This is a genomic window from Janthinobacterium sp. HH102, assembly GCF_001758625.2.
In the GTDB taxonomy this organism is placed as follows: Bacteria; Pseudomonadota; Gammaproteobacteria; order Burkholderiales; family Burkholderiaceae_D; genus Janthinobacterium.
On the sequence record NZ_CP062062.1, the window covers coordinates 5,988,440 to 6,013,133 of the forward strand.

Here is a 24,694-nt window from a genome sequence, read left to right on the forward strand (position 1 = left end):
ATATTGTACTGCGCGGCCGTGTCCGCCTGCAGCCTATCGCATCAAGCCAGGTCGACATGCTGCGCCAGAAAGTCGAGAAAAACGCGCACGCGCAGCGGCACGTGCCCGCCCTGCCCCACGAAGACGGCATGCACGTCTTCGCTGTCGCCGGGGTTGAACGCTTCCAGCACGGCCTGCAATCGGCCCGCCGCGATATCGGCGCGCACCTGGAACGCCGCCAGGCGCGCCAGTCCCAGTCCCGCCAGCGCCAGTTGCCGCAAGGCTTCGCCATCGCTGGCCTGCGCATTGCCAACGACGGGCACGACGATGTCGCCCTCGGGCAGGCGCAGCGGCCAGCCCGAGCGGGCGCGCGCGTAATTGGCGTCGAGCAGATTGTGCGACGCCAGCTCGGCCGCTGCCTGCGGCGTGCCGCGCCGCGCCAGGTAGCTTGGTGCCGCCACGATCGCCATGCGCGTCTGGCCCAGCTTGCGCGCCAGCAAATTGGAACTTTTCAGGGGACCGGCCCGCACGGCCACGTCCGTGCGTTGTTCGAGGATATCGACGACTTCATCGGTGAGCACGATGTCGAGCGTCACCTCGGGATAGCGCTCGAGAAACAGCGGCGCCAGCGGCAGCAAAAAATGCTGACCGAACGGCACGTTCGCATTCACCCTGATCTTGCCGCGCGGCACATCCTGCACGCCCGCGCAGCGCTCGGCCTCGTCCAGCGCCGCCAGCACCTGCATCCCCCGTTCATACAGGCCGCAGCCTTCGGCCGTCAGCTGCAGCTGGCGCGTGGAGCGGTTCAACAGGCGCGCGCCCAGGCGCTCTTCCAGCCGAGACACGAGCTTGCTGACGGCGGACGGCGTCATGCCGCAGGCGCGCGCGGCGGCGGAAAAGCCGCCCAGTTCGACCACGCGCACAAACACTTCCAGCTCGCCGGAACGGTTCACTTCCAGTCTGGCCATTGTGAATTCAACTCATAAATGTTCTTCGATGGGATAGTCTAGTACATAAATGGCTTTGCTTTCATCATGCGCACATTCCCCTTGATAAAGCGAGCCGCCATGCAACGATATTCCCTCCTCCCCGCCGCCCTGCTGAGCCTGGCCCTGAGCACAGTATCTGTCCAGGCCGCCAACGCCGAACCTGCACCAGCCCCCGTCTCCACTTGGCTGGCCAGCTGGACGGCCAGTCCGCAAGCCGTGTGGGGCAGCGACTTTGTGCTTCCTGCCAACGTGCCCGCCGTGCTGCACGAACAGACCGTGCGCCAGGTGGCGCGCCTCAGCGTGGGCGGCCCGCGCGTGCGCATCGTGCTGTCGAATGCCTACGGCAAGGTGCCGCTGCGCATCGGTGCGGCCACCGTGGCGCTGGCCGCTTCCGGTTCGGCCATCGCAGCGGGCAGCCTGCGCACGCTGACGTTTTCCGGCCAGCCGGCGGCCACCATGGCGCCGGGCGCGCCGCTCGTCAGCGACCCCATCGACCTGTCCGTGCCGGACCTGGCGCGCCTGACGGTGAGCGTGCACCTGCCGCAGCCCAGCGCGACTGCCACGTTTCACTGGGATGGCCGCGAGACGGCGTGGATTGCGCCGCAGGACCAGACGCGCTCCCTCCGCATCGATGACGCACCCGGCGTGCAGACCACCACGGCGCGCCTTTTACTGAGTGCCATCGACGTGGAGGCGGCGCCGGGGGCGCAAGCCGTGGCCATCCTCGGCGACTCGATCACCGATGGCACCAGCGCCAGCCTGGGGATCGATGCGCGCTGGCCCGATTTCCTGGCACGGCGCCTAGCGCCGCACGGCGTGGCCGTGATCAATGCGGGCATTTCCGGTGGACGGCTGTTGTCCGACGGCATGGGAGAGAACGCCCTGGCCCGCTTCGAGCGCGACGTGCTGGCGCAGCCCGGTGTGCGCACGGTGGTCGTCTTGTTGGGGATCAATGACATCAGCTGGCCCGGCACGGCGTTCGCGCCTCGGGCACAAAGACCGACACTGGAAGAATTAAGCAGCGGCTACGCGCAGCTGGTGGCCCAGGCGCGCAGCCGCGGCGTGCGCGTCATCGGCGCCACTGTGATGCCGTTCGCAGGCGCCCTGCCCGGCACGCCCTTGAGCGACTATTATCAAAAAGAAAAAGATGCGCTGCGCCAGCAACTGAACGCGTGGATACGCGCCAGCGGCCTGTTTGACGCCGTGCTCGACTTCGACGCACTGGCGCGCGATCCCGCCCATCCGCTGCGCCTGCTGCCCGCCTACGACTCGGGCGACCATCTGCACCCGGGCGATGCGGGCAACCGGGCGCTGGCGGAAGGGATAGACCTGCCGCTGCTGCTTAATAAAAATCAATCGCCGAGTCCAGCGTACAAGGCCGTGCTCAGGTAGCGTTCGCCGAACGACGGGATGATGGTGACGATGGTCTTGCCCGCGTTTTCCGGGCGGCGCGCCACTTGCAGGGCCGCCCACAGGGCGGCGCCCGACGAGATGCCGACCAGCAAGCCTTCATCGCTGGCGGCCAAGCGCGCCGTGGCGAAGGCGTCATCGTTCTTGACGCAAATGATTTCGTCGTAGATGGCCGTGTTGAGGATTTGCGGCACGAAACCGGCGCCGATGCCCTGGATCGGGTGCGGTCCCTTGGTACCCTTCGACAGCATCGGCGACGCTTCCGGTTCCACGGCAATCATTTGCAGGCCGGGCTTGCGTTCCTTCAGCACTTCGCCGATGCCGGTAATGGTGCCGCCCGTGCCCACGCCGGCGACGACGATGTCCACTTGCCCATCCGTGTCGCGCCAGATTTCCTCGGCCGTCGTGGCGCGGTGGATGGCGGGATTGGCGGGATTGTTAAATTGCTGCAACATCAAATAGCGCGGGTCGGCCGCCACCATTTCCTCGGCCTTGCGGATGGCGCCCAGCATGCCTTCGCTGCCGGGCGTGAGCACCAGCTCGGCGCCGTAGGCGCGCAGCAGGATGCGCCGTTCGCGGCTCATGGTGTCGGGCATGACGAGTGTACAGCGGTAGCCGCGCGCGGCGCAGACCATGGCCAGCGCAATGCCCGTGTTGCCGCTGGTGGGCTCGACGATGACGGTATCGGGATGGATCTTGCCTGCGGCTTCCGCGGCGACGATCATGGACAGGCCGATGCGGTCCTTGACGCTGTGCGCGGGATTGTAGAATTCGAGTTTGGCCAGGATGGTGGCCACACTGCCGGCGGCGATGCGGTTGATGCGCACCAGGGGGGTGTTGCCGATCAGTTCAGTGACGTCGTTGGCGATGTTCATGGGAGTCTCCACAGCAATTACAGAAGAATCCAGTCTACCGCGTTTTGGCGGCAGCGCGAGCATGCGCCGCCGCCAAACTGAACAATTACTTAACGTCCAGCAGTTCCACGTCGAAGATCAGTGCCGAGTTCGGCGGAATGTCGCCATTGCCGGCACCGCGCGGGCCGTAAGCCAGTTCGCCTGGAATGATCAGGGTGCGCTTGCCGCCCACTTTCATGCCGGCCACGCCCTGGTCCCAGCCCTTGATGACCATGCCCTTGCCCAGCGGAAAGTCGAACGGGCCACGGCCCACGGAGCTGTCGAACTTCTTGCCGCGCGAATCTTTCGCCAGGGGACGGTACAGCCAGCCCGTGTAGTGCACGGTGACGTTGCTGCCGGCGGACGCTTCCTTGCCCGTGCCGACCTTGTTGTCGATCAGAATCAATTTATCGGCGACAGGGCCAGGGCTCAGCGAGACGGCGGAGGCGGGAACAGGCGCTGGCGCCTGTGCCTGCGCCAGCGACACGGCGACGGAGCAGATCAGGGCAAACAAAACGGAGCTACGCGTCATGATGTATTCTTTCAGTGAGTTTCGGTGAGATCCCTGCCAATGCGAGTGGGCAGGGAACACCAATCATAGCAAACCGCCGCAACGATAGGAAAAACTTGTCGCCCGATACCCATTGCCCCCGCCTGTTTTACGCGCTGTGGCCCGACGCGGCCACGCGCGCGGCGCTGGCCGCCTGGCAGGCGCGCCTGCAAGGCAAACCCGTGCGCGTGGACAAGCTGCACCTGACCCTGGCCTTCCTGGGCCAACGCCCGGCCAGCGACCTGCCGGCCCTGCTGGCTATCCTGGCACAATTGCCGGCGCGCCCCATGCCCTTGCTGTTCGATCACGCCAGCCACTTCACGCAGCTGGCGCTGGCCTGGGCCGCCCTGGCGCAGCCCTCGCCGGCCCTGCTGGACTTGCGCGCGGCCTGCATGCGCAGCCTGGCGCAACAGGGCCTGGCGCCCCGCTTCGAGCACGACCGTTTTACGCCGCACGTGACCCTGGCGCGCCAGGCGCCGCCGCCGGCAAGCCAGGACTTCGCGCCCATCGCCTGGCAGGCGGATGAACTGGTGCTGGTGGAATCGCTGAAAAGCAGCGGCGACTACCGTATCGTGGCCAGCCGCAAACTGACTTAGGCGGTGAACTTAAGCAGCGTCCGGCACTGGCACTGGCACTGGCACTGAAGCAAGTTTGTCCTGGCGCAAGCTTTTCAGCGCATGGGCGGCCGCCACCATGCCGAAGCTGGCCGTCACCACCACGCTGGAACCGAAGCCGGCACAGTTCAGGCCCGTCACGCCGGCAGGCGCGCTGCCATCGATGGCGCACGCTTCCGCACTCTCTGGCGTGCTCAACGGCTCCATGGAAAACACGGCGTCGATATTGAATTTGTTTTTCACGCCACGAGGGAAACCATATTCGGTGCGCAACAGTTTGCGTACTCTCTTGAGCAGCGGTTCCTGCTCCGTCTTCGACAAATCGCGCACGGCGATCAGTGTCGGGTCCGTCTGCCCGCCCGCGCTGCCGATGGTCAGCATCGGAATGTTGCGCGCGCGGCAATACGCGATCACCGCTGCTTTCGCCTTGGCATTGTCGATGGCGTCGACCAGGTAGTCGAAATCGCGCCCGCCCAGCAACTGCTCCAGGTTATCGGGGGTGATGAAATCCTCGACCTGCGTGACCTGGCACAAGGGGTTGATCAGTTCGATGCGTTCGGCCAGGGCCGTGATCTTGGCCTTGCCGATGGTGTCGCTCATGGCCTGGATCTGGCGGTTGATGTTCGATTCGGCAACATTGTCGAGGTCGATCAGGGTCAGACGGCCGACGGCGCTGCGCGCCAGCGCTTCGACGATCCAGGAACCGACGCCGCCCACGCCGATCACACACACGTGGGCCGCGCGAAAACGCGCCAAAGCGGGGGCGCCGTACAGGCGGGCTATGCCGCCGAAACGCCGTTCAAAATCGATCTCGGTCAAGTCCATGGAAATTAGTTCATTGGTGGAGGTATGCATGGCGCCATTTTAACGGACACTGCGCTGGCGGATATTCTAAAATAGCCGAATTGACACAGCGACAAGCTCCGTTTGTCGCCGCGCCCCCACACCGTTCACCACGAGAACTCGCCATGACCGCTCCCCTGTTCGACTCCGTTCCCGGCTTTGACCAGCCCATCGCCGTGCTCAAGCATTGCCACGACAAGATCCGCAAGCAACTGACGACCCTGCAAAACCTGCTGGCCCACCTGGTGCAGCATGGCAACACGGCGGACGCGCAGCAGGCGGCCAAGGCGGTGTTGCAATATTTCAATAAAGCCGCCCATCTGCACCATGACGATGAAGAGCAGGACCTGATGCCCATGCTGCAGGCCACGGCCACGGGCGACGATGCGGCCCTGCTGGTGACCCTGGTGCCGGAAATCCTGGCCGACCACCAGCGCATGGACCAGGCCTGGCTGACCCTGCGCCCGGAACTGGACGCCATCGCGGCCGGCACGGGCGTGCAACTGTCCGCCCATGGCGTGCGCGACTATGTGGCCGCCTATCAGGCCCACATGAGCAAGGAAGAGGGCCAGCTGGCACCGATGGCCAAACGCCTGTTCAGTGCGCAACAGATGGAGCAGCTGGGCACGGCCATGCAGCGCCGCCGCGGCATCGCTCCCGAGGCGCCCGCAACGGCAGCCCAGCCGGACGCGGCCGCCGTGCTGGCGGCCATGCGCACCGATTACGTGCAATCGAGCCTGAGCGAGACGGATGTGCTGGCCGATCCCATCGCCCAGTTCCAGAAATGGTTTGCCGAGGCCGTCAAAGCCCAGGTGCTGGAGCCGAACGCCATGAGCTTGTCCACCGTCAGTGCCGACGGCAAGCCCAGCTCGCGCATCGTGCTGATCAAGCAGTTCGACGAGCGTGGCTTTACCTGGTACACGAATTACCAGAGCGACAAGGGCCAGCAGCTCGAACACAACCCGCACGCCGCCCTGCTGTTCTTCTGGGGCGAGCTGGAGCGGCAAGTGCGCATCGAGGGCACGGTGGTGAAAACCACGGCCGCCGAGAGCGACGAGTATTTCAATGTGCGCCCCGTGCAAAGCCGCTTGTCGGCGATTGCCTCGCAGCAAAGCGCCCCTATCGCCGACCGTGCCGCGCTGGAAAGCAATTACGAGGCCGTGGCGGCCGCCGTCGGCGACGCGCCACCGCCGCGCCCGGCCCACTGGGGCGGCTACCGCCTGCAGCCGGAACGCATCGAATTCTGGCAGGGGCGCCGTTCGCGCTTCCACGACCGCATCGTGTTTACACGCGGTGCTGACGGGCAATGGAGCATGCAACGCTTGCAACCATAAGCAGGACAGTCAAGGCGGCGCAAAGCAAGCTGGTCAATATCGGTGTAGGCTATGAGGGTAGAAGTTACTAAATGACATTGTTTCTCAATTTGCGGCCGCAACAGCGGCCGCTTCATTGGAGGCTATTTTGTTTGTACAAAACCAACTCAAGTCCTGGATTGCCGGTATCCGCAGCAAGACCGCCTTGCCGCTGCGCATAGAATTGTGGAACGGCCAGCATGTCGACCTGTCCAGCGAAGCGCCCACAGTCACCATCCGCCTGCCGACCGTCGCCTCGGCCCGCTATCTGCTGAACCCCTCGCTGGCCAACCTGGGTTCGGCCTATGTGGAAGGCAATATCGAAGTCAAGGGCACGGCCCAGGACATGATTGCCATCTGCAATGCCCTGGCCCGCAACACCTTGAAACCGGAAGGCAAGCTGGCCCGCATCGTGCGCAGCTTTACGCACGACAAGAGCAAGGACGCGGAAGCCATCCGCTACCACTACGACGTGTCGAATGCCTTCTACGAGCAATTCCTCGACCCCGCCCTCGTGTATTCCTGCGCCTATTTCGAACACGGCGATGAAACGCTGGCGCAGGCGCAAGTCAAGAAGATCGACCATATCCTGAAGAAAATCCAGCTGCAGCCGGGCCAGACCCTGCTCGACATCGGCTGCGGCTGGGGCGCGCTCGTCATGCGTGCCGCCCAACAATATGGCGCCCGCTGCGTGGGCGTCACCCTGTCGGAAAACCAGTACGCGCTGGCGCGCGAGCGCGTGGCGGCGGCCGGCCTGGCCCACCTGATCGACATCCGCCTGCAAGACTACCGCGACGTCACGGGCCAGTTCGACCGCATCACCAGCGTGGGCATGTTCGAGCACGTGGGCTTGAAACATTTGCCCGATTATTTTTCCATCATCAACAAGCTGCTGGCGCCGGACGGCATGGCGATGAACCACGGCATCACCTCGACCGACCCGGAGAATGGCGAAACGCCGTATGGCGGCGGCGAATTCATCGAAAAATATGTGTTTCCGCACGGCGAACTGGCCCATATCGGCAATGTCCTGAAAACCATGCAGCAAGGGGGGCTGGAAGTGCTGGACGTGGAAAACCTGCGGCGCCACTATGCGCGCACCTGCGCCCTGTGGACGGAAAATTTCGAAGCCCATGCCGAGCAGATCCGTCCGCTGGCGGGCGAACGGCGCTTCCGCATCTGGCACGTCTACCTGGCCGGCTGCGCCTATGCCTTCGAGCAAGATTTGATCAGCCTGTACCAGATCGTCTGCGTCAAGGCGGGCCGGCGCTCCTCCACCCTGCCCTGGTCGCGCAACTACATGTATGCGCAGGACGCCAGGCCGGCGCCCCTGCTGGCGACCTGATCCTGATGCCCACGCGGGGCGCTTACTTCAGGCGCTCGGCGTACATGGCGCGGAATTTTTCCACCTTGGGCACGACAACGAGGGCGCAGTAGCCCTGCAAGGGATGCTGCTCGACATAATTCTGGTGGTAATCCTCGGCCGGATAAAAGACCGATGCCGGCGCCAGCTGCGTGACGATCGGTGCATCCCACACGCCGGCCATCTCGGCCAGCACCTTGCGCGCCACAGTTTCCTGCTCCGCCGACTGATAATGGATAACGGAGCGAAATTGCGTGCCGACATCATTGCCCTGCCGGTTCAGGGTGGTAGGGTCGTGCAAGGTAAAAAAGATTTCCAGCAAGTCGTGGTAAGGGATGACGGCGGGATCGAATTCCAGCCGCACCACTTCCGCGTGGCCCGTCTCGCCCGAGCACACCTGATCATATGTGGGGTTGGGCACCGTGCCGCCCGTGTAGCCGGACTCGACGCGCGTCACGCCGCGCACTTCCGCGTACACGGCAGCGAGGCACCAGAAACAGCCACCGCCGAATACCGCCACTTCCGTCTGTTGGTTCATGATGTCCTCCCGCAACGCCTGTGCGACGTATCATTTCATTACTGTAACGCAAAGCGCCATGGCCTGCAGTGCCGCTTGAAACGGCGCGTGATGCACCGCACATAAGGGGCATGCCGGCCACGATTGCGCTGGCGTGGCCGATTTTTGGCATAATGTCAGCAAATAGACAGGTCACCCATGAACACACGCTCTCCCCGCGCGCCAGCGCAAGAATTCGATACGGCACATTTTCGGCAGGCATTGTCACAGTTTGCCACCGGCGTGACGGTCATCACGACGCGCCTGGCCGACGGCAGTTTCCGCGGTCTGACGGCCAGTTCCTTCAATTCCGTCTCGCTGTCGCCGCCCCTGGTGCTGTGGAGTCTGGGCACGGTGGCGAACAGCATGCCGATTTTCAGCGGCAACTCGCATTACGTCATCAATGTGCTGGGCGCCGAGCAGGCGGAACTGGCGCAGCGCTTTGCACGGCGCACGCCGAATCCCTTCGACAACGTCGAATACGAACTGTCGCGCACGGGCCAGCCCATCCTGAAAGGCGCGTCGGCCTGGTTCGAATGCCACAACCGCAGCCGCTATCCAGAAGGCGACCACGTCATTTTCGTGGGCGAAGTAGAACAATGCGCGTTTGCCGCGCAGCCGCCCTTGATCTTCCACAATGGTAAGTTCAATACACCGCCAGCCTGAGCGGGACAAAAAAAATCCGCCGAGGCGGATTTTTTGTTTTACAGGGTAAATTTATACCCGATGCTGACACTCACGGCGAGCGGATCGAGCTTGATATCCTGCGTCTGCCCCGTCGAGAATTTCGCCTTGGTCTTCAGGAAGGTCTTGACCACGGCCACGTCGGCAAACCAGCGCTCGTTGAAGGACAGGGTGCTGCCGACCACCAGGCTGCCTGCCAGCTTGTTGTCCATGCGGTAAGTGACGGGCGCTCCACCCGGAGCCAGCAAGGCCGTCATCTGGCCCGAGCCTTTTTCCTTCTGGAAATATGCATACGTCAAACCCGCGCCCACGTAAGGACGGATCATGGCATTGGGCTGGAAGAAACGGTACTGGATGAAGGCCGTCGGCGGCAAGGCTTCCGCCGTCCCCAGCTTGCCCGTGCCCTTGATGGAACCGTCGCCCATCAGGTCATGCTTGTACGGCACGCCCAGGATCATTTCAGCGGAAATATTGTCCGTGATCATGTAGGCAAAGGTCAGGATGGGCTTGGTATCCGCCTTGACGTCGGCCTTCGTGCCCGGCAGTGCCGGCGCGGAAATGTCGCCACTGTCGACGTGCGGCGTGATCTTGTTGAGGCCGACCTTGGCCATCCAGGTGCCTGCGCTTTGCGCCGAAGCGCCCGTCGCCATGGCCATCGCGGCGGCGGCGGCCAGCACGCGTACAGCGGTATTCAAACGATTTTTCATCTTGTCTCCTGATCATTATGTGCGGATAGCCGGGCTATCCAGTCTTGTCGCTGCCGGCGCCAGCCCCGTCCCCGGGACGCGGCTGGCGCGGCGATTCCTTACAGCCAGCCCCGCACGACCATGTCCTTGGCCACATAACGGGCCAGCAACAGGTTGTTGAACGGCGTAGGGTGCACATCGTCGGCATACGCGTAGTGGCTGACGTCGCCCGCTTTCAGGTTCGAGCCATTGCACACCAGCGAGCTGCCCAGGATATTGCCAGGTGCGGTCAGGTCGCACGCCGTCTCGCTGACATTGGTCAAGCCATACGGGCCAGGGTTGACGCCCTGGTCATGGCTGACGGCAAACACATCGACCAGCAAGACTTTCGCATTGCCGCTCAGGCCACCGCTCAGTTCGCCATTGAAGGCGCTGACCATGGCATTGATGAGCGTCTTGGTATTGGCATCCTTGCTCAAGCCCGATGGCGTACCGGCCACGTCCGGCAAGTTGTTGACGATGACATAGTTGGCGCCCTTGGCGATGATCTGATCCTTGACCAGCGCCACCAGTTCAGTACCCGCTTGTTTCATGGCGGCAATCAGCAACGGCCCCTGGGCCGCCGCATAATCGGCGCCGGCCTTGGCGCCGGCAGCATTGCCGGTGACCGTCGCATCGGCTTGCGCCTTGGTGACCAACGGACCATACACTTCCAGCGCGCCTACCGCCGTATTGCCGGCAATCACGGCCGCTTGCACGGCGGCACCGACGATGGTCGCCGAGGTGGCGCCAGGCGCCGCGCTGGCCGTCTGGATGGCGGCGCCGATGGAGGCGGCCGCCGTGGCGGGATTGGGCGCGCCGGCGGCCAGGGCCATGGTTAAATTGGTGGCAAAAGCCTTGGCGCCCGCATCGGCGCCCGCCGTCTTGCCGGCCGCCGTCGCACCGGCCTGCAATGCGCCGAGCTGGAACAGCACGTCATTGCCGCCCGCCATCACGAAGACGGCTTCTGTGCCGCTAAACTTGCCCCCGGAAGCAGCCAGGTGGTTCGCGATCTGCGTCACCACGGGCACGGTCAGGGCACCGAGCTCGCTGCCCGTCAACTTGTTGTTCGGACCGACGGGGTTGGTCACGCGCGAACCGCCCATGGCGTAGCCGTAGCAGCCCGGATGCTTGACGCGTGGAACAGACAAGCCTTTTGCCGCATTGCCTTCCAGGCCAGTCTCGGCGGCGCATGGGGCGGCCAGGCCGAATTGCGCGGCCAGGTGCTCGGTCCAGTTCTTGCCTGTCAGTTCAGGATTGATCTTGGTATTGTCGCCATTGATGGTGAACTTGCCGCCACCTTTCGCCAGCACTGTGCCCACGGCATACGAACCGACATCGGACAGGCTGTCGCCGAACGACACCTGCGCCGTGTACTTGACTTTCAAGGTTTGATCACCGCCACTGGCGCCGCCGCAACCTGCAAGGACAGCCGCAGCCAGCACGGCCAGCGCAAATTTTGTTTGATGCATTTTGTCTCCTCGGTCTTTTTTATGGTTTCTAAACGAACGGGCGTGCTATTCGTTACCCAACTAATATGCCATCGTTCATGAGGCTTGTATAGAAAATATGCTTTAAAAATCAACGAAATAACAACACCGCCTGCGCCCTGTGATGGCCGGGCGATCTGCTGAATTATGGAGGATTTACTATGTTTCGTGGCAAGCATTGCTATTGCGCTGCATCAAGAAAAAGCCCCTTGCGGGGCTTTTTTCAGACGGACAGGAATTGCTGCAAGATACCACTTGAGCCGAACGCGGCACGCCGCAAACGGTCGTTGACGCCGAGCCACGCGGGGCCGGTCGGTGGCGCTTCGACGAGGATCAGCTCGGCGCCGACCTGGTCCATCGTGCGCAGCGAGGCATACAGCGCATGTGCGTAGTTTTCCGGGCTGGCCGCCAGGCGCACGCTGGCGCTGGCCGGCGGCAGATCCGAGTAGTGGATCAGGGCCACGCGGCGCCCGTCATTGAGCAGGCGGTTCAAGGTGGCGCGCACGTCGTCGCTGTGCTGCATCGCAACAGGCGTGTGTGGCGCATAGTGCGATTCCAGGGTGCCCGAGGCACGCGGTGCGGCCGCGTCGGCCACGGCCGGTGCGCGGCCAATGACGGCGGCGATCTGCTCGCTGCTGATATGGCCGGGACGCAACAACACGGGACCGTGCGTGGCCAGGCGCGACAGGTCGACGATGGTCGACTCGATGCCCACGTCGCTCTGCCCGCCGTCGAGCACCAGGCCCAGCAAGCCGCTGTCGAGCTCCGCCGCGAATTCATCGCGCACGTGCTGCGCCGTGGTGGGGCTGACGTTGCCGAACTTGTTCGCCGACGGCGCCGCCAGGCCGCCGTTGCCGCCCTTGAAAGTGCGTAGCAGTTCGATAGCCACCGGATGCGAGGGGCAGCGCAAGCCCACCGTATCCTGGCCGCCGGAAACGGCATCGGGGATATGCGCGGCGCGCTTGACGATCAGGGTCAGCGGGCCGGGCCAGAAGGCGGCCACCAGCTGTTCCGCCTCGACTGGAATATCATCGGACCAGTGCGCCAGGTCGGCGCCCGGCGCCACGTGCACGATCACGGGATGGTCCGAGGGACGGCCCTTGGCTTCATAGATGCGCGCCACCGCGGCCGGGTTTTCCGCATCGGCGCCCAGGCCGTACACGGTTTCCGTCGGGAAAGCGACGAGGCCGCCCGCTTCCAGCACGGCGGCCGCCGCCGCCAGGTCGTGTGCGGGCACGCTCACGGCGCGATTCCCAGGATCAGGCACGCATCGCGCAGGCGCCGCTGCGCCTCCGGCAAGGTGGCCGCGATGAAGGTCAGGTGACCCATCTTGCGGCCACGGCGCGGATCGTCCTTGCCGTACAGGTGCAGACACGCGCCCGGCAGCGCCAGGATACGGTCCCAGGCCGGCTCGCTGGCGACATCGCTGCCGTCGGCAAACCAGGCGTCGCCGAGGAGGTTGAGCATCACGGCCGGCGAATGCTGGCGCACCTCGCCCAGCGGCAGGCGCGCCATGGCCCGCACCTGCTGCGCGAACTGGCTGGTGACGCAGGCATCCATCGTGTAGTGGCCGCTGTTATGCGGGCGCGGCGCCATTTCGTTGACCACCAGGCTGCCGTCGGTGAGCACGAAAAACTCGATGCACAGCACGCCGACATAGCCGAGTTCGGCAACCATCGCCTGCGCCGCCCGCTGCGCCCTGGCGGCGCTCTCGTCCGACACGTTCGGGCCCGGCACCGTGGTAGTAAACAGCACGCCGTCGCGGTGCACGTTTTCGGCGATCGGATACACGACCGATGCGCCGTCCACGCCGCGCGCCGTCAGCACGGACACTTCATAGGCCAGCGGCAGCATCTTTTCCAGCAGGCAAGTTACCTCGCCCATTTCCGCGAAGGCGGCGCGCACGTCGTCGCGCGTGCGCACGCGGAACTGGCCCTTGCCGTCATAGCCCATGCGCACGGTTTTCAAAATGCCTGGCAGCAAGTCGTCGGCGATGCCGTCGATGTCAAGCTGCGTGGCGATCACCGTATGCGGCGCCGGCAGCACGCCCGATTTCGCGGCGCAGGCGACAAAGAAACGCTTTTCCGCGATGCGATCTTGCGCCACCGACACGCCGTGGGCGTTGGGCGCCACAAACACGCGTTCGGCCAGGCGCGACAGGCTGTCGGCCGGCACGTTCTCGAATTCCGTGGTGACGGCCAGACACTGCGCGGCCAGGGCGTCGAGTCCGGCCGCATCGCTGTAGCCGGCATTGACCAGGCGCTGCGCCACCTGCCCCGCAGGGCAGGCGTCCGATGGTTCCAGCACGGCCACTTGGTAGCCCATGCTCTGGGCGGCCTGGGCAAACATGCGGCCGAGCTGGCCGCCGCCCATCACGCCCAGCCATGCCGGTGGGTTGGCCGCGGGCAGCAATGGGGAAGTCGATTTACTATTCATTATTTTTCAAGCACATTATTCAGGCAAGACCATGGCCTTGGCGGCGGCCGTTTGCGTGGCACGGAAGGCTTCCAGCTGCTCGGCCAGGGCGTCGTCGTTGGCGGCAAGCATCGCCACGGCCGTCAGCGCCGCATTCGCCGCGCCCGCTTCGCCGATGGCGAAGGTGGCCACGGGCACGCCCTTGGGCATTTGCAGGATCGACAGCATGGAATCTTCGCCGCGCAAATACTTCGACGGCACGGGCACGCCCAGCACGGGCACGATGGTCATCGCCGCCACCATGCCAGGCAGGTGGGCGGCGCCGCCGGCGCCGGCGATGATGGCGCGCAAGCCGCGCGCGCGTGCGCTTTTCGCATACGCATACATCTCATCGGGCATGCGGTGCGCGGAAATGACTTGCGCTTCGTACGGCACGCCAAACTGTTTCAGGATGGCGACCGCGTTCTGCATCACGTCCCAGTCCGAAGACGAACCCATGATGACGCCGACCAGCGGCTTATTCTGCTCGCTCATCTCAGGCCTTCAGCTTCTCGCCCGTCAGGCGTTCGATGGCTTCAAAGTACTTGGCCTGGGTTTTTTCGATGACGTCGGCCGGCAGCGCCGGCGCCGGTGCGGTCTTGCCCCAGGTCAACGTTTCCAGGTAGTCACGCACGAATTGCTTGTCGAACGACGGCGGCGAAATGCCAGGCTGATAGGAATCGGCGGGCCAGAAGCGCGACGAGTCGGCCGTCAGCACTTCATCCATCAGATGCATGACGCCATTGTCGTCCAGGCCGAATTCGAACTTGGTGTCGGCGATGATGATGCCGCGCGTGGCCGCATATTCGGCGGCCGTCTTGTACAGGGCGATGGCGACGTCGCGCATCTTGGCGGCCAGTTCCGCGCCGATGCGCTCTTCCATTTCCGCAAAGCTGATGTTTTCATCATGCTCGCCCAGCTCGGCCTTGGCCGCCGGGGTGAAGATCGGTTCCGGCAGCTTTTCCGCCTGTTGCAGGCCGGCTGGCAGCTTGATGCCGCAGATGCTGCCCGTGTCCTGGTAATCTTTCCAGCCCGAACCAATGATGTAGCCGCGCACGACTGCCTCGACCATGATGGGCTTCAGGCGCTTGGCCACGACGGCGCGGCCCTTGACTTGCTCCACTTCCTCGGGCGCCACCACGGACTCCGGCGCCACGCCGGTCAGGTGGTTCGGCACGATATGGCCCAGCTTCTCGAACCAGAAATCGCTCATCTGGTTGAGGACCTTGCCCTTGCCGGGGATAGGCTCGTTCATGACGACATCGAAGGCCGACAGGCGGTCCGTGGTGACGATCAGGATCTTGTCGTCGCCAACGGCGTAGTTGTCGCGGACCTTGCCGTGGCCCAGCAATGGCAGGGAGTGGATGGAAGTCTGATAGAGGCTGTTCATAGCGGGGGAATAGTTGGATGAAACGAAACCGGCAGGCAGGGAAGGCGCCCGCCGGTCGAGAAAATCGGGCACGGAGCATTGCTTCCGGCCCGTTCCAGACAGAATTTTACTTCACAATTTGCGCCAGCTCGCCGGCCTTGTAGCGCTCGGCCATTTTTTCCATCGTGATGACCTTGATTTTCGACGCCTGGCCTTCGCAGCCGAAAGCCTGCATGCGCGCGCGCACGATTTGCTCGGCGGCGGTGCGGGCTGGCTTCAGGAAGTCGCGCGGGTCGAATTTCGACGGGTTTTCGAACAGGTACTTGCGGATCGCGGCCGTCATCGCCAGGCGGATATCGGTGTCGATGTTGATCTTGCGCACGCCGTGACGGATGCCTTCCTGGATTTCTTCGACTGGCACGCCGTAGGTTTCCTTCATGTCGCCGCCAAATTCGCGGATGATGGCCAGCAATTCCTGCGGCACCGACGAGGAACCGTGCATCACCAGGTGGGTGTTCGGGATGCGCGCGTGGATTTCCTTGATGCGGTCGATGGCCAGGATGTCGCCCGTCGGCTTGCGCGTGAATTTATAGGCGCCGTGCGAGGTGCCGATGGCGATCGCCAGGGCGTCGCACTGGGTGCGCTGCACGAAATCGGCCGCTTGCGCCACATCCGTCAGCAGTTGCTCGCGCGTCATGGTGCCGTCGGCGCCGTGGCCGTCTTCCTTGTCGCCCTTCATGGTTTCCAGCGAACCGAGCACGCCCAGTTCCGCTTCCACCGTCACGCCGATGGCGTGCGAGAATTTCACCACTTCACGCGACACTTCCACGTTGTATTCGTACGACGCGACCGACTTGCCGTCCGCCTCCAGCGAACCGTCCATCATCACGGAAGTAAAACCCGAGCGGATGGCGGCCATGCAGACGGCCGGCGACTGGCCGTGATCCTGGTGCATGACGACCGGGATGTGCGGATACGCTTCGACGGCGGCGTCGATCAGGTGGCGCAGGAACGCTTCACCGGCGTACTTGCGCGCGCCGGCGGACGCCTGCATGATCACCGGGCTGTTGAGCGCATCGGCGGCAGCCATGATGGCTTGCACTTGTTCCAGGTTGTTGACGTTGAAAGCAGGAATGCCATAGCCGTTTTCGGCGGCATGGTCCAGCAGTTGACGCATGGATACGAGAGACATGGTAATACTCCAGATAACAATAGAAACCGTTGCGGCGCTTCGCGGTGGTCAACAACCGCGCCGGCGCCGGAATTCTTGGGCCTTATTCAAATTCGCCGACTGTCACAATCTTTAATGCATTCGTACCGCCCACCTGGCCCATCGGTTCGCCCCAGGTGACGACGATCATGTCGCCCTTTTTGACGATACCCTGCGCCACCAGCAGCTCTTCCGCCTGCTTCAGCACTTGCGCGCTGGGAGCGTTCTGCATCAGATGATACGCCCGAACATTACGGTACAGCGCGGCTTTGCGCAAAGTCGTGACGCTCGGCGTGAGCGCATAGATCGGCGTATCGATACTGTGGCGGCTCATCCACAAGGCGGTGGAACCCGATTCCGTCAGCGCCACGATGGCTTTCACGCGCAGGTGGTGGGCCGTAAACAGCGCGCCGTAGGCGATCGACTGGTCGATGCGGGTAAACGTGACGTTGAGGAAGTCGGCATCGAGCTTGTTGTATTCGGACTGCTCCGCTTCGACGCAGATGGCGGCCATCATTTCCACCGTCTCGATCGGGTACTTGCCCGAGGCCGTTTCGGCCGACGTCATGACGGCATCCGTGCCGTCCAACACGGCATTGGCCACGTCGGACACTTCCGCGCGCGTGGGCACGGCGTTGACGATCATCGATTCCATCATCTGCGTGGCCGTGATCGCCAGCTTGTTCGACGCGCGCGCCATCTTGATCATGCGCTTCTGCAGGGCCGGCACGGCCGCATTGCCCACCTCGACGGCCAGGTCGCCGCGCGCCACCATGATGCCGTCGGAGGCGTCGAGAATCTCTTGCAAAGCAGGAATGGCTTCCGCCCGTTCGATCTTGGCGATCATCATCGGCTTGTGGTGGTACGGTTCGCCGGCGATATTGGCCAGCTGGCGCGCCATTTCCATGTCGGTCGCGCATTTCGGGAAGGAAATGGCCAGATAATCGGCCTGGAAACTCATGGCCGTCTTGATATCTTCCATATCCTTGGCCGTCAGCGCGGGCGCGGACAGGCCGCCGCCCTGGCGGTTGATGCCCTTGTTATTCGACAACTCACCGCCGATCTTGACGGTGGTGTGGATTTCGCTGCCGTGGATGCGCTCGACGATCAGCACGATGAGGCCATCGTTTAGCAGCAGCACGTCGCCCTTGTGCAGGTCGCGCGGCAGGGCCTTGTAGTCGAGGCCGACCCGTTCCTGGTTGCCCAGCTCGCCGTTTTCTCCCCACTTGGCGTCGAGGATGAAGCGCTCGCCCGCTTCGAGCTGAATGCGCGTGTTTTCAAACTTGCCGACGCGAATCTTCGGCCCTTGCATGTCGGCCATGATGGCCACTTCGCGGCCACATTCAGCCGCCGCCAGGCGCACCAGCGCGGCGCGGTCGATATGGTCCTGCGCCTTGCCGTGGGAAAAATTCAAGCGCACCACGTCGACGCCCGCACGTATCATTTTGACCAGGATATCGAAGTCGGTGGAGGCGGGGCCGATTGTTGCTACGATTTTTGTACCACGTGGCATAGGAATCCTTGTGCGCGAGCGAAGGTGAGCAAGGCCGGTTTGAGACAGCCGCCGGCAAGGTAAAAGCGCAGCGGTCAGGCTGCGCTTGGTACTGAACTGCTGAACGCTCCGTCTTAGCCGGCGCGTTGCATCAGGATTTCCACTGCCGGGAGTGTCTTGCCCTCCAGGAACTCCAGGAAAGCGCCGCCGCCCGTCGAGATATAGCTGATTTTATCCGTAATATCGTATTTGGCAATCGCCGCCAGGGTGTCGCCACCGCCGGCGATCGAAAATGCTTTCGACTCGGCAATCGCCAGGGCCAGGGTCTTGGTGCCGTTGCCGAACTGGTCGAATTCGAACACGCCCACGGGGCCGTTCCACACGATGGTGCCGGCGGCGGCGATCTGCTGCGCCAGCAGGGCTGCCGTTTTCGGGCCGATATCGAGGATCATGTCGTCATCCGCCACGTCGGCCACGTCCTTGACGGTGGCGGCGGCTGTCGGCGAAAACTCCTTGGCGCACACGACGTCGACGGGAATCGGCACTTGCGCGCCGCGTTTGGCCATGATGTCGATGATGGCTTTCGCTTCGTCGACGAGTTCCGCTTCCACCAGCGACTTGCCGACGTTCAAGCCAACGGCTTTCATGAAGGTATTGGCGATGCCGCCGCCGACGATCAGGTTATCGACCTTGTCGGACAGGGCTTTCAAAATGGTCAGCTTGCTCGATACTTTCGAACCGGCAACGATGGCCAGCAGCGGGCGGGCGGGCGCGTGCAGCGCTTTGCCCAGCGCATCGAGTTCGGCGGCCAGCAGCGGGCCGGCGCAGGCGACGGGCGCGAACTTGGCGATGCCGTGCGTGGACGCCTCGGCGCGGTGGGCCGTGCCGAACGCGTCATTGACGTAGATATCGCACAATTTCGCCATTTTTTGCGCCAGCTCATCGCTGTTTTTCTTTTCGCCCTTGTTGACGCGCACGTTTTCCAGCAGGACGACCTGGCCGGCAGCCAGGGATTCCAGGCCGGCGCCGTCGACCCAGTTTTGTTTCAATGCAACTTCCTGGCCCAGCAGCTCGGACAAGCGGGCCGCCACGGGCGCCAGGCTGTCGGCCGGCTTGAACTCGCCTTCCGTCGGACGGCCCAGGTGCGACGTCACCATGACGGCGGCGCCAGCGTCGAGGGCGGCACGGATGGCCGGCACCGAAGCGCGGATGCGCGTATCTTCGGTGATCTTGCCACTGTCATCTTGCGGAACGTTCAGGTCGGCGCGGATGAATACGCGCTTGCCTTGCAGTGCATTTTGGGCGATCAAATCTTGCAGACGGATGAAGTTGAGAACAGCTGACATGGCGATCCAGATGACGAGTGGAAGGAAGTGCGCTATTTTACCGCAATGACCAGACCAAATCGCCGATTTGTCCTGCTTTACTGAAAAACATGCAACAGTCGCAAGCCCGTGAAAACCAGCATGCCGAACACGATGGTTTGCAGCATATTGCGGCGAATCACGAAAAAGAGCGTGGCGGCAATACCCGACAAGAGTTTCAGATTCGACAAGTCAAAGTGCACTTGCGGCCCTTCCATCAGCATGTCGGGCGCGATGATGGCCGCCAGCGCGCAGGCCGGCGCATAGCGCAGCATCTCGCCCACGCGGCGCGGAATGGTGATGTGGTGGCCGATCAGCCAGAAGGTGCTGCGCGTGGCGGCAGTCGCCACCACCAGCACGGCGATGGCGATCCACACGTCTGCTCTGCCCAAGGCTATGCCGTCAAACATGGCGTTTTGTCCATTTTTCTGTCAATTCTTCCACGGCCATGGCGCTGACCATGCCCACCACGACGGCCACAAGCAAGCCCAGCTTATACGGCAGGCTGAACGCCAGCACGGCGACCGTGCCCGCCACCAGCACGCCGCACAAGGCGGCGCGACTGAGGATGAGCGGCACCGTCACGCACAGGATCGCCAGCGTGCCCGCAAAACCCAGCCCCCATTCGGCCGGCACGACGGCGCCCAGCACGATGCCGATGAAGGAACCGATTTGCCAGGCCAGCCAGTTGGGGTAGATCAAGCCTTTCAGGAAAGGCAGCTTGGCCGGGTCCGGCGTTTCGTGCGGATAGCGCTGCAGGAACAGGCCCACCGTGATGTCGCCGGCCACATAGCCGAGCGCGAAGCGCTGGCGCCACGGCAGATGGGCGAAATGCGGGGCCAGCAGCACGGAAAAGATCACAAAACGCAAATTGACGACGAGGGCCGTGGCGAAGATCACCCACACGGGCGCTTGCGCGGCCAGCAGGGGCAAGGATGCAAGCTGGGCCGAGCCGGCAAAGACAAACAGGGTCATGGCGCCCGCCTGCGCCACGGTCAAGCCGCTTTTCACCATGGCCACGCCCACCACCATGCCCCAGGCGGCAATGCCCAGCAGGGTGGGCGCCCCCAGGTTCAGGCCGGCACGCCAGGCATCTTTCAGCAAGGCATCATCGCTGCTGGCCGGGACGGCGTTCACGCGGGTGTTCATGCGAGCCCCCGGCAGGCTGAGTGTGGTAACTGCACAACAATGGTGTAAGACGACAAGGGCGGCAACGGTGATACCGGCAAGGCAAATCCAGTCAGTGTGGCGCTGCAGCCGCCATATTTCCGCGAAAACCCGCGCCGCAGCCGAAGATGATCAAGCCGCCATTTTAGCCATGATTTTTGCTGTCTGCCTGAATCCGTTAAAATCGTACTTTTGGCAGCAGCCGACTTCCATCCATACAGCCTCACGGAGCATGACAAGATGACAAAAACCACCCAGCCAGCGGTCGAACTCGACGGTAAAGACTTGCCAGCCCACTGCCCTAACCCGGCCATGCCGCTGTGGTCATCGCATCCGCGCGTGTTTCTGGAATTCAACAAAGACGGCATCGCCAAGTGCCCGTACTGCGGCACGGCCTACACCCTGAAGGAAGGCGCCAGCGCCGGCCATCATTAAACTGCCCAGCGGCGCGCCCCCAGCGCGCCGTTTTTATGTGCATCAAGTTATACCGTTCAGCCCGGAGTCGTCATGAAACGTCTGAAAGAACTCAATGGCAGCGCCGCGGAAGTCGAAGCGGCGTTCTACGATGCCTTGCACCGCGCCGACCTCGAAGCGCTGATGGCGCTATGGGCCGACGATGAAGAAATCGTCTGCATCCACCCGGGCGGCGCGCGCCTGATCGGCCATGCCGCCATCCGCGCCTCGTGGGAAACCATCCTGGCCGGCGGCGGCCTGCACATCGTGCCCGCGCAGCTGCATGAAACGCACAATCTGATGAGTTCGGTGCACACGGTCATCGAAGGCGTCACCAATGAAGACGGCGCACCGGCGCATCTGCTGGCCACGAATGTGTATGTGAAAACGCCGCGCGGCTGGCGCATCGTGCTGCACCACGCGTCCATCGCCCCGGGCGGCGCGCCGGCCGACGCCACGGGAACGCAGATACTGCACTGATGTCTTTGCCGCTTATTGACAACGCCCCCTATACCGCCCCGCTCTGGCTGCCTGGCGGCCACGCGCAGACGATTTATCCTGCCGTGTGCCTCGCCAAGCCGGCCGTGGCCTTCCGCCGCGAACGCTGGCAAGCGCCCGATGGCGACTTCGTCGACGTCGACCTGGTCGACGGCCAGCCGGGCCAGCCCTTCGTGCTGCTGTTCCACGGCCTGGAAGGCTCGTCGAACAGCCATTACGCGCGCGCCCTGATGGCCGAGGTGGCCGCGCGCGGCTGGTCGGGCGCCGTGCCGCACTTTCGCGGCTGCTCGGGCGAAGCGAACCTGGCGCCCCGCTTTTACCATTCGGGCGATGCGCAGGAAGTGGACTGGATCGTGCAGCGCCTGCGCCCGCGCGCCACGGGGAAATTTTATGCGGCCGGCGTCTCGCTGGGCGGCAACGCCCTGCTGTGCTGGCTGGGCCAGTCGCAGCACCAGGCCGATTTCATCGATGCGGCGGCGGCCGTGTCGGCCCCGCTGGACCTGGCGCAAGGGGGCAAGGCCTTGTCTTCGGGCGCGAACCGGCTCTACACGCGCATGTTCCTGAACACGCTCAAACCGAAATGCCTGGCCAAGCTGGAACAGTTTCCCGGCCTGTTCGCGCGCGACGCCATGCTGGCCGCGCGCGACTTGCACGCCTTCGACAATGTCGTCACGGCGCCCCTGCACGGCTACCGCGACGCCGACGATTACTGGCACCGCGCCAGCGCCAAGCACGTCTTGCAGGACATCACCGTGCCGACCCTGGTGCTGAATGCGCAGAATGATCCCTTCCTGCCCGGGCGCTTCCTGCCGCGCAGCGCCGCGCCGACGGTCACGCTCGAGTATCCGCGCCACGGCGGCCACGTCGGCTTTGCGGCAGGCAAGTTGCCGGGCAGCACACGCTGGCTGCCACAGCGCCTGCTCCATTTTTTTGAGGGCGGCAACATGGCGCCGCCGGCCCCGCAAACCTGTCACGCTGGCAGTTCGCAAACGCACACGGAAAACGCTACACATGGATGAACTCGTCAAACAGGCCCTGGCCAAATGGCCGAACGTACCGCACTGCTACGGCTGGCTGGGCCTGGACGCGCGCGGCCACTGGCGCATGCGCGACCAGCATGCGCAACAGCGACAACTGCCTGGCGACAAGATCGCCCACGAAGCCCTACTGGGATTTATCAACCGCAATTACGGCCATGACGAACGAGGCTGCTGGTTCTTCCAGAACGGCCCGCAGCGCGTGTATGTAAATCTGGAAGCGACGCCCTACATCGCCCGCAGCGACCCGCAGCACGGTTTTGTCTTGCAGACGGGCGCGCCGCTGGAACAGATCGAGCAGGTGTATTGGTGCGACAACGGCGTCTTGATCTTGCGCCAGGGCGAGGTCGTGGCGCAGGTCGATGACCGCGACATGGCGCAAGTGCTGGACGCCCTGCACGTCGATGGTCAGGTGGCCAGCGACGAGGCCTTGCTGGCGTGGCTGGAAGAGCGCCGGGGCAAGCTGACCCTATTGCATAACGGCAAGGAGATCGCCGTGCAGCCGCTGCGCTACGACGCCGTGCCGCAAACCTTCGACTTCCAGCCGATGCCGCAAGCCGAATAGGAGTCAGCCCTTCTGGTCCTTGATCTGCTCGCGGCGCTTTTCCTGCAATTCGCGCTCGCGCGCATCGATCACGGCCTGGTCATAAAAGGTCGCGTCCGTCGATTTGCGGGCGATCGTCAGCTGGTCCAGCGCGGCCATGGTGGCGCCCTGCAGCACGTAGGATTCGGCCAGCGCCATATGCTGCAAGGTCATCTTGCCCTGATCCGCATAGGCTTTCGCCAGTAAATCGTACAGTTCCGGCTCTTCCTTGTAGAGCTGCACCTGCTCACGCAGGTACAAGGTGGCTTGCTCCAGCTTGCCGGCAGCCATCAGCGCTTCCGCATATTGGTGGGCAATGCCGCGCGAGAGGGGAAACTGCTGGCGCGCCGCATCGGCCGCCTTCAAAGCCTGTTGCGCCACTTCCTTCTTTTGCGCCGGCATCAACAGCACTTCCAGCCCCATCGCCGCCAGCAGCGAATTGGGGCCCTGCGTGCCGCCCGACGTCAGCACATTCGGCCCGGCCGGCTGGTGCAGGGCGGCATTGGCCGCATCGAGTTCCTTTTGCGCCTCCGCCGGCTTGCCCTGCTTGACGGCGACAAAGGACAAGCCGTAATGGGCGGCCGTCACCTGGAAGCGGCTTTGCTGTTCCAGCTGCGTCTTGAAGACGGCCTTGGCGTTCAGCAAGCCTTGCACGCTTTCATCCTGCAGCACGCGGGCGCGCGCGCGGGCCAGGTGGAAACTCAGGCTGTCCGCACGCTGTTTGTAGGGCTGCTCGCGGATGCGCGCCTGGATGTCGGCGATGCGTTCCGTCGTCAGCGGGTGGGTCTGCAGATAGGCGGGCATCAGGTCGCTGTACGAGCGGCTGGCCGCCTGCATGCGGCCGAAAAAGGCCACCATGCCGGTGGTGTCGAAACCGGCTTCGCCCATGATCTGGAAACCGATGCGGTCCGCCTCGCGTTCGGCGTCGCGGCCGAAATTGAGCTGGCGCTGGATGGCCAGGCCCTGGCCGGCGGCAAACACGCCCATGGCCACGTCGCCGCCCGCACGCGACGCGAGCGCCGCCAGCAGCATGGCGGCCAGCGGCATCAGGGCATCCTGGCGCTGCTGGCCCAGCATGCGCGCGATATGGCGCTGCGCCACGTGGCCGATCTCGTGCGACAGCACGGAAGCGAGTTCCGCCTCCGTTTGCGCCGCCAGCACCAGCGCCGAGTGCACGCCGATGAAACCGCCCGGCAAGGCAAACGCGTTCAATTGGGGATCGCGCACGGCAAAGAAGAAATAGTCGTAATTCGTTTCGCCGCGCACGCTGGGGCGCGCCGCCACGAGGGCGTTGCCGAAGGTATTCAGGTATTCGAGCAAGGGCGCGTCATCGAGATAGTCGCGGTCGCCGCGGATGCCGCGCATGATTTCCTCGCCGATCTTGCGCTCCATCGCCGGCGACAGGTCTTCGCGCGAGGTATCGCCCAGGTTCGGCAGGTTCGGCGCCGGCGGCACGGCCAGGGGCGTCCAGCCGCTTCCCGGCTTGGCCGCCGCGCCGGCAGATGGCGCCGCTGGCGCGGACGTATAGGTTTGCGCCAGCGCACAGGGCGCCGCCAGCGACAATGCAGCCAGCACGGATGCGCGCCGCAAGCGGCGCAGCCATGCCGCAGCGGCGTTTT

26 protein-coding genes are annotated in these 24,694 nt (G+C 64.0%); 9 read left to right on the forward strand and 17 right to left on the reverse strand.

Annotated elements, in window-relative coordinates:
• Positions 1 to 41: 41 nt before the first annotated feature.
• Positions 42 to 947: a LysR family transcriptional regulator gene (locus JAB4_RS27255; protein WP_070220329.1), complete on the reverse strand. Its 906-nt coding sequence runs from the start codon at positions 945 to 947 to the stop codon at positions 42 to 44.
• A 99-nt stretch (positions 948 to 1,046) separates the two neighbouring features.
• Between JAB4_RS27255 and JAB4_RS27260 the strand changes: the two genes are divergently transcribed.
• Positions 1,047 to 2,360 carry an SGNH/GDSL hydrolase family protein gene (locus JAB4_RS27260; protein ID WP_070220330.1) on the forward strand — a complete coding sequence of 438 codons (1,314 nt, stop codon included), beginning with the start codon at positions 1,047 to 1,049 and terminating at the stop codon, positions 2,358 to 2,360.
• Here JAB4_RS27260 and cysK read toward each other — a convergent pair.
• Both cysK and JAB4_RS27270 read right to left on the reverse strand, forming a co-directional pair.
• Positions 2,321 to 3,253, reverse strand: coding sequence for a cysteine synthase A (gene cysK, locus JAB4_RS27265; protein ID WP_070220332.1), 933 nt, complete (start codon positions 3,251 to 3,253; stop codon positions 2,321 to 2,323). The two genes, JAB4_RS27260 and cysK, sit on opposite strands and share 40 nt — an antisense overlap.
• An 85-nt stretch (positions 3,254 to 3,338) precedes the next feature.
• Positions 3,339 to 3,803 carry an FKBP-type peptidyl-prolyl cis-trans isomerase gene (locus tag JAB4_RS27270; protein WP_083287011.1) on the reverse strand — a complete coding sequence of 155 codons (465 nt, stop codon included), beginning with the start codon at positions 3,801 to 3,803 and terminating at the stop codon, positions 3,339 to 3,341.
• 95 nt (positions 3,804 to 3,898) lie between these two features.
• Here JAB4_RS27270 and thpR point away from each other — a divergent pair, with 95 nt between their 5' ends.
• Complete coding sequence (gene thpR, locus JAB4_RS27275; RefSeq protein ID WP_070300533.1) at positions 3,899 to 4,417, forward strand: RNA 2',3'-cyclic phosphodiesterase; 519 nt, start codon at positions 3,899 to 3,901, stop codon at positions 4,415 to 4,417.
• 9 nt (positions 4,418 to 4,426) lie between these two features.
• Here the strand turns inward: thpR and JAB4_RS27280 are convergent, their stop codons facing one another.
• On the reverse strand, positions 4,427 to 5,290 hold the full coding sequence (locus tag JAB4_RS27280; protein WP_070220336.1) for a tRNA threonylcarbamoyladenosine dehydratase: 864 nt from the start codon (positions 5,288 to 5,290) through the stop codon (positions 4,427 to 4,429).
• Between the two features lie 113 nt (positions 5,291 to 5,403).
• Here JAB4_RS27280 and pdxH point away from each other — a divergent pair, with 113 nt between their 5' ends.
• Together pdxH and JAB4_RS27290 are read left to right on the forward strand one after the other, a co-directional pair.
• Entirely contained in the window at positions 5,404 to 6,612 is a 1,209-nt protein-coding gene (gene pdxH, locus JAB4_RS27285; RefSeq protein ID WP_070220338.1) for a pyridoxamine 5'-phosphate oxidase, read from the forward strand.
• A gap of 127 nt (positions 6,613 to 6,739) precedes the next feature.
• Complete coding sequence (locus JAB4_RS27290; RefSeq protein ID WP_070220340.1) at positions 6,740 to 7,975, forward strand: cyclopropane-fatty-acyl-phospholipid synthase family protein; 1,236 nt, start codon at positions 6,740 to 6,742, stop codon at positions 7,973 to 7,975.
• Between the two features lie 22 nt (positions 7,976 to 7,997).
• Here JAB4_RS27290 and msrA read toward each other — a convergent pair whose 3' ends face one another.
• Complete coding sequence (gene msrA, locus JAB4_RS27295) at positions 7,998 to 8,531, reverse strand: peptide-methionine (S)-S-oxide reductase MsrA (protein ID WP_070220342.1); 534 nt, start codon at positions 8,529 to 8,531, stop codon at positions 7,998 to 8,000.
• 177 nt (positions 8,532 to 8,708) lie between these two features.
• Here msrA and JAB4_RS27300 point away from each other — a divergent pair, with 177 nt between their 5' ends.
• The gene (locus JAB4_RS27300) at positions 8,709 to 9,215 is read left to right on the forward strand and encodes a flavin reductase family protein (protein ID WP_070220344.1); all 507 of its coding nucleotides are present in this window, start codon (positions 8,709 to 8,711) and stop codon (positions 9,213 to 9,215) included.
• Between the two features lie 38 nt (positions 9,216 to 9,253).
• Here the strand turns inward: JAB4_RS27300 and JAB4_RS27305 are convergent, their stop codons facing one another.
• From JAB4_RS27305 to JAB4_RS27355, 11 genes are all read right to left on the reverse strand, one after another.
• Positions 9,254 to 9,940: an OmpW family outer membrane protein gene (locus tag JAB4_RS27305; RefSeq protein ID WP_070220346.1), complete on the reverse strand. Its 687-nt coding sequence runs from the start codon at positions 9,938 to 9,940 to the stop codon at positions 9,254 to 9,256.
• Between the two features lie 98 nt (positions 9,941 to 10,038).
• Positions 10,039 to 11,430 (reverse strand): SGNH/GDSL hydrolase family protein, encoded by a 1,392-nt coding sequence (locus tag JAB4_RS27310; protein ID WP_070220348.1) that lies wholly within the window; start codon positions 11,428 to 11,430, stop codon positions 10,039 to 10,041.
• Between the two features lie 241 nt (positions 11,431 to 11,671).
• Positions 11,672 to 12,691, reverse strand: a complete 1,020-nt coding sequence (locus JAB4_RS27315) for an L-threonylcarbamoyladenylate synthase (protein WP_070220350.1) — start codon at positions 12,689 to 12,691, stop codon at positions 11,672 to 11,674.
• The gene (locus JAB4_RS27320; RefSeq protein WP_070220352.1) at positions 12,688 to 13,884 is read right to left on the reverse strand and encodes a 5-(carboxyamino)imidazole ribonucleotide synthase; all 1,197 of its coding nucleotides are present in this window, start codon (positions 13,882 to 13,884) and stop codon (positions 12,688 to 12,690) included. The genes JAB4_RS27315 and JAB4_RS27320 overlap by 4 nt, the downstream gene beginning before the upstream one ends.
• Positions 13,885 to 13,899: 15 nt before the next feature.
• Positions 13,900 to 14,397, reverse strand: coding sequence for a 5-(carboxyamino)imidazole ribonucleotide mutase (gene purE / locus JAB4_RS27325; RefSeq protein WP_070220354.1), 498 nt, complete (start codon positions 14,395 to 14,397; stop codon positions 13,900 to 13,902).
• Position 14,398: 1 nt separating this feature from the next.
• On the reverse strand, positions 14,399 to 15,292 hold the full coding sequence (locus JAB4_RS27330) for a phosphoribosylaminoimidazolesuccinocarboxamide synthase (protein ID WP_070220356.1): 894 nt from the start codon (positions 15,290 to 15,292) through the stop codon (positions 14,399 to 14,401).
• A 106-nt stretch (positions 15,293 to 15,398) separates the two neighbouring features.
• Positions 15,399 to 16,463: a class II fructose-bisphosphate aldolase gene (gene fba, locus JAB4_RS27335; RefSeq protein WP_070220358.1), complete on the reverse strand. Its 1,065-nt coding sequence runs from the start codon at positions 16,461 to 16,463 to the stop codon at positions 15,399 to 15,401.
• A gap of 82 nt (positions 16,464 to 16,545) precedes the next feature.
• A complete protein-coding gene (gene pyk / locus JAB4_RS27340; RefSeq protein ID WP_070220360.1) occupies positions 16,546 to 17,994 on the reverse strand; it encodes a pyruvate kinase in 1,449 nt (482 codons plus the stop codon).
• A 113-nt stretch (positions 17,995 to 18,107) separates the two neighbouring features.
• Positions 18,108 to 19,319: a phosphoglycerate kinase gene (locus tag JAB4_RS27345; protein WP_070220362.1), complete on the reverse strand. Its 1,212-nt coding sequence runs from the start codon at positions 19,317 to 19,319 to the stop codon at positions 18,108 to 18,110.
• Between the two features lie 77 nt (positions 19,320 to 19,396).
• Positions 19,397 to 19,747: an AzlD domain-containing protein gene (locus JAB4_RS27350; protein WP_070220364.1), complete on the reverse strand. Its 351-nt coding sequence runs from the start codon at positions 19,745 to 19,747 to the stop codon at positions 19,397 to 19,399.
• The gene (locus JAB4_RS27355; protein ID WP_070220366.1) at positions 19,740 to 20,486 is read right to left on the reverse strand and encodes an AzlC family ABC transporter permease; all 747 of its coding nucleotides are present in this window, start codon (positions 20,484 to 20,486) and stop codon (positions 19,740 to 19,742) included. Before JAB4_RS27355 ends, JAB4_RS27350 begins: the two co-directional genes overlap by 8 nt.
• 258 nt (positions 20,487 to 20,744) lie before the next feature.
• Here JAB4_RS27355 and JAB4_RS27360 point away from each other — a divergent pair, with 258 nt between their 5' ends.
• The 4 genes from JAB4_RS27360 (at position 20,745) to JAB4_RS27375 (ending at position 23,057) form a co-directional block, all read left to right on the forward strand.
• Positions 20,745 to 20,939, forward strand: coding sequence for a zinc-finger domain-containing protein (locus JAB4_RS27360; protein WP_070220739.1), 195 nt, complete (start codon positions 20,745 to 20,747; stop codon positions 20,937 to 20,939).
• A gap of 72 nt (positions 20,940 to 21,011) precedes the next feature.
• Positions 21,012 to 21,437, forward strand: a complete 426-nt coding sequence (locus JAB4_RS27365) for a nuclear transport factor 2 family protein (protein ID WP_070220368.1) — start codon at positions 21,012 to 21,014, stop codon at positions 21,435 to 21,437.
• The gene (locus JAB4_RS27370; RefSeq protein WP_070220370.1) at positions 21,437 to 22,474 is read left to right on the forward strand and encodes an alpha/beta fold hydrolase; all 1,038 of its coding nucleotides are present in this window, start codon (positions 21,437 to 21,439) and stop codon (positions 22,472 to 22,474) included. Before JAB4_RS27365 ends, JAB4_RS27370 begins: the two co-directional genes overlap by 1 nt.
• Positions 22,467 to 23,057, forward strand: a complete 591-nt coding sequence (locus tag JAB4_RS27375; RefSeq protein ID WP_070220372.1) for a DUF2946 family protein — start codon at positions 22,467 to 22,469, stop codon at positions 23,055 to 23,057. Before JAB4_RS27370 ends, JAB4_RS27375 begins: the two co-directional genes overlap by 8 nt.
• 3 nt (positions 23,058 to 23,060) lie before the next feature.
• Here JAB4_RS27375 and JAB4_RS27380 read toward each other — a convergent pair whose 3' ends face one another.
• Positions 23,061 to 24,530: a M48 family metalloprotease gene (locus JAB4_RS27380; protein ID WP_227742189.1), complete on the reverse strand. Its 1,470-nt coding sequence runs from the start codon at positions 24,528 to 24,530 to the stop codon at positions 23,061 to 23,063.
• Positions 24,531 to 24,694 lie beyond the last annotated feature (164 nt).

Excerpts from the sequence above, each read along its gene's own strand:
- JAB4_RS27255 (WP_070220329.1), bottom strand. The coding sequence starts at position 947 with ATGGCCAGACTGGAAGTGAACCGTTCCGGCGAGCTGGAAGTGTTTGTG.
- JAB4_RS27260 (WP_070220330.1), top strand. The coding sequence starts at position 1,047 with ATGCAACGATATTCCCTCCTCCCCGCCGCCCTGCTGAGCCTGGCCCTG.
- cysK (WP_070220332.1), bottom strand. The coding sequence starts at position 3,253 with ATGAACATCGCCAACGACGTCACTGAACTGATCGGCAACACCCCCCTG.
- JAB4_RS27270 (WP_083287011.1), bottom strand. The coding sequence starts at position 3,803 with ATGACGCGTAGCTCCGTTTTGTTTGCCCTGATCTGCTCCGTCGCCGTG.
- JAB4_RS27280 (WP_070220336.1), bottom strand. The coding sequence starts at position 5,290 with ATGCATACCTCCACCAATGAACTAATTTCCATGGACTTGACCGAGATC.
- pdxH (WP_070220338.1), top strand. The coding sequence starts at position 5,404 with ATGACCGCTCCCCTGTTCGACTCCGTTCCCGGCTTTGACCAGCCCATC.
- msrA (WP_070220342.1), bottom strand. The coding sequence starts at position 8,531 with ATGAACCAACAGACGGAAGTGGCGGTATTCGGCGGTGGCTGTTTCTGG.
- JAB4_RS27300 (WP_070220344.1), top strand. The coding sequence starts at position 8,709 with ATGAACACACGCTCTCCCCGCGCGCCAGCGCAAGAATTCGATACGGCA.
- JAB4_RS27305 (WP_070220346.1), bottom strand. The coding sequence starts at position 9,940 with ATGAAAAATCGTTTGAATACCGCTGTACGCGTGCTGGCCGCCGCCGCC.
- JAB4_RS27310 (WP_070220348.1), bottom strand. The coding sequence starts at position 11,430 with ATGCATCAAACAAAATTTGCGCTGGCCGTGCTGGCTGCGGCTGTCCTT.
- JAB4_RS27320 (WP_070220352.1), bottom strand. The coding sequence starts at position 13,884 with ATGAATAGTAAATCGACTTCCCCATTGCTGCCCGCGGCCAACCCACCG.
- purE (WP_070220354.1), bottom strand. The coding sequence starts at position 14,397 with ATGAGCGAGCAGAATAAGCCGCTGGTCGGCGTCATCATGGGTTCGTCT.
- JAB4_RS27330 (WP_070220356.1), bottom strand. The coding sequence starts at position 15,292 with ATGAACAGCCTCTATCAGACTTCCATCCACTCCCTGCCATTGCTGGGC.
- fba (WP_070220358.1), bottom strand. The coding sequence starts at position 16,463 with ATGTCTCTCGTATCCATGCGTCAACTGCTGGACCATGCCGCCGAAAAC.
- pyk (WP_070220360.1), bottom strand. The coding sequence starts at position 17,994 with ATGCCACGTGGTACAAAAATCGTAGCAACAATCGGCCCCGCCTCCACC.
- JAB4_RS27345 (WP_070220362.1), bottom strand. The coding sequence starts at position 19,319 with ATGTCAGCTGTTCTCAACTTCATCCGTCTGCAAGATTTGATCGCCCAA.
- JAB4_RS27350 (WP_070220364.1), bottom strand. The coding sequence starts at position 19,747 with ATGTTTGACGGCATAGCCTTGGGCAGAGCAGACGTGTGGATCGCCATC.
- JAB4_RS27355 (WP_070220366.1), bottom strand. The coding sequence starts at position 20,486 with ATGAACACCCGCGTGAACGCCGTCCCGGCCAGCAGCGATGATGCCTTG.
- JAB4_RS27360 (WP_070220739.1), top strand. The coding sequence starts at position 20,745 with ATGACAAAAACCACCCAGCCAGCGGTCGAACTCGACGGTAAAGACTTG.
- JAB4_RS27365 (WP_070220368.1), top strand. The coding sequence starts at position 21,012 with ATGAAACGTCTGAAAGAACTCAATGGCAGCGCCGCGGAAGTCGAAGCG.
- JAB4_RS27370 (WP_070220370.1), top strand. The coding sequence starts at position 21,437 with ATGTCTTTGCCGCTTATTGACAACGCCCCCTATACCGCCCCGCTCTGG.
- JAB4_RS27375 (WP_070220372.1), top strand. The coding sequence starts at position 22,467 with ATGGATGAACTCGTCAAACAGGCCCTGGCCAAATGGCCGAACGTACCG.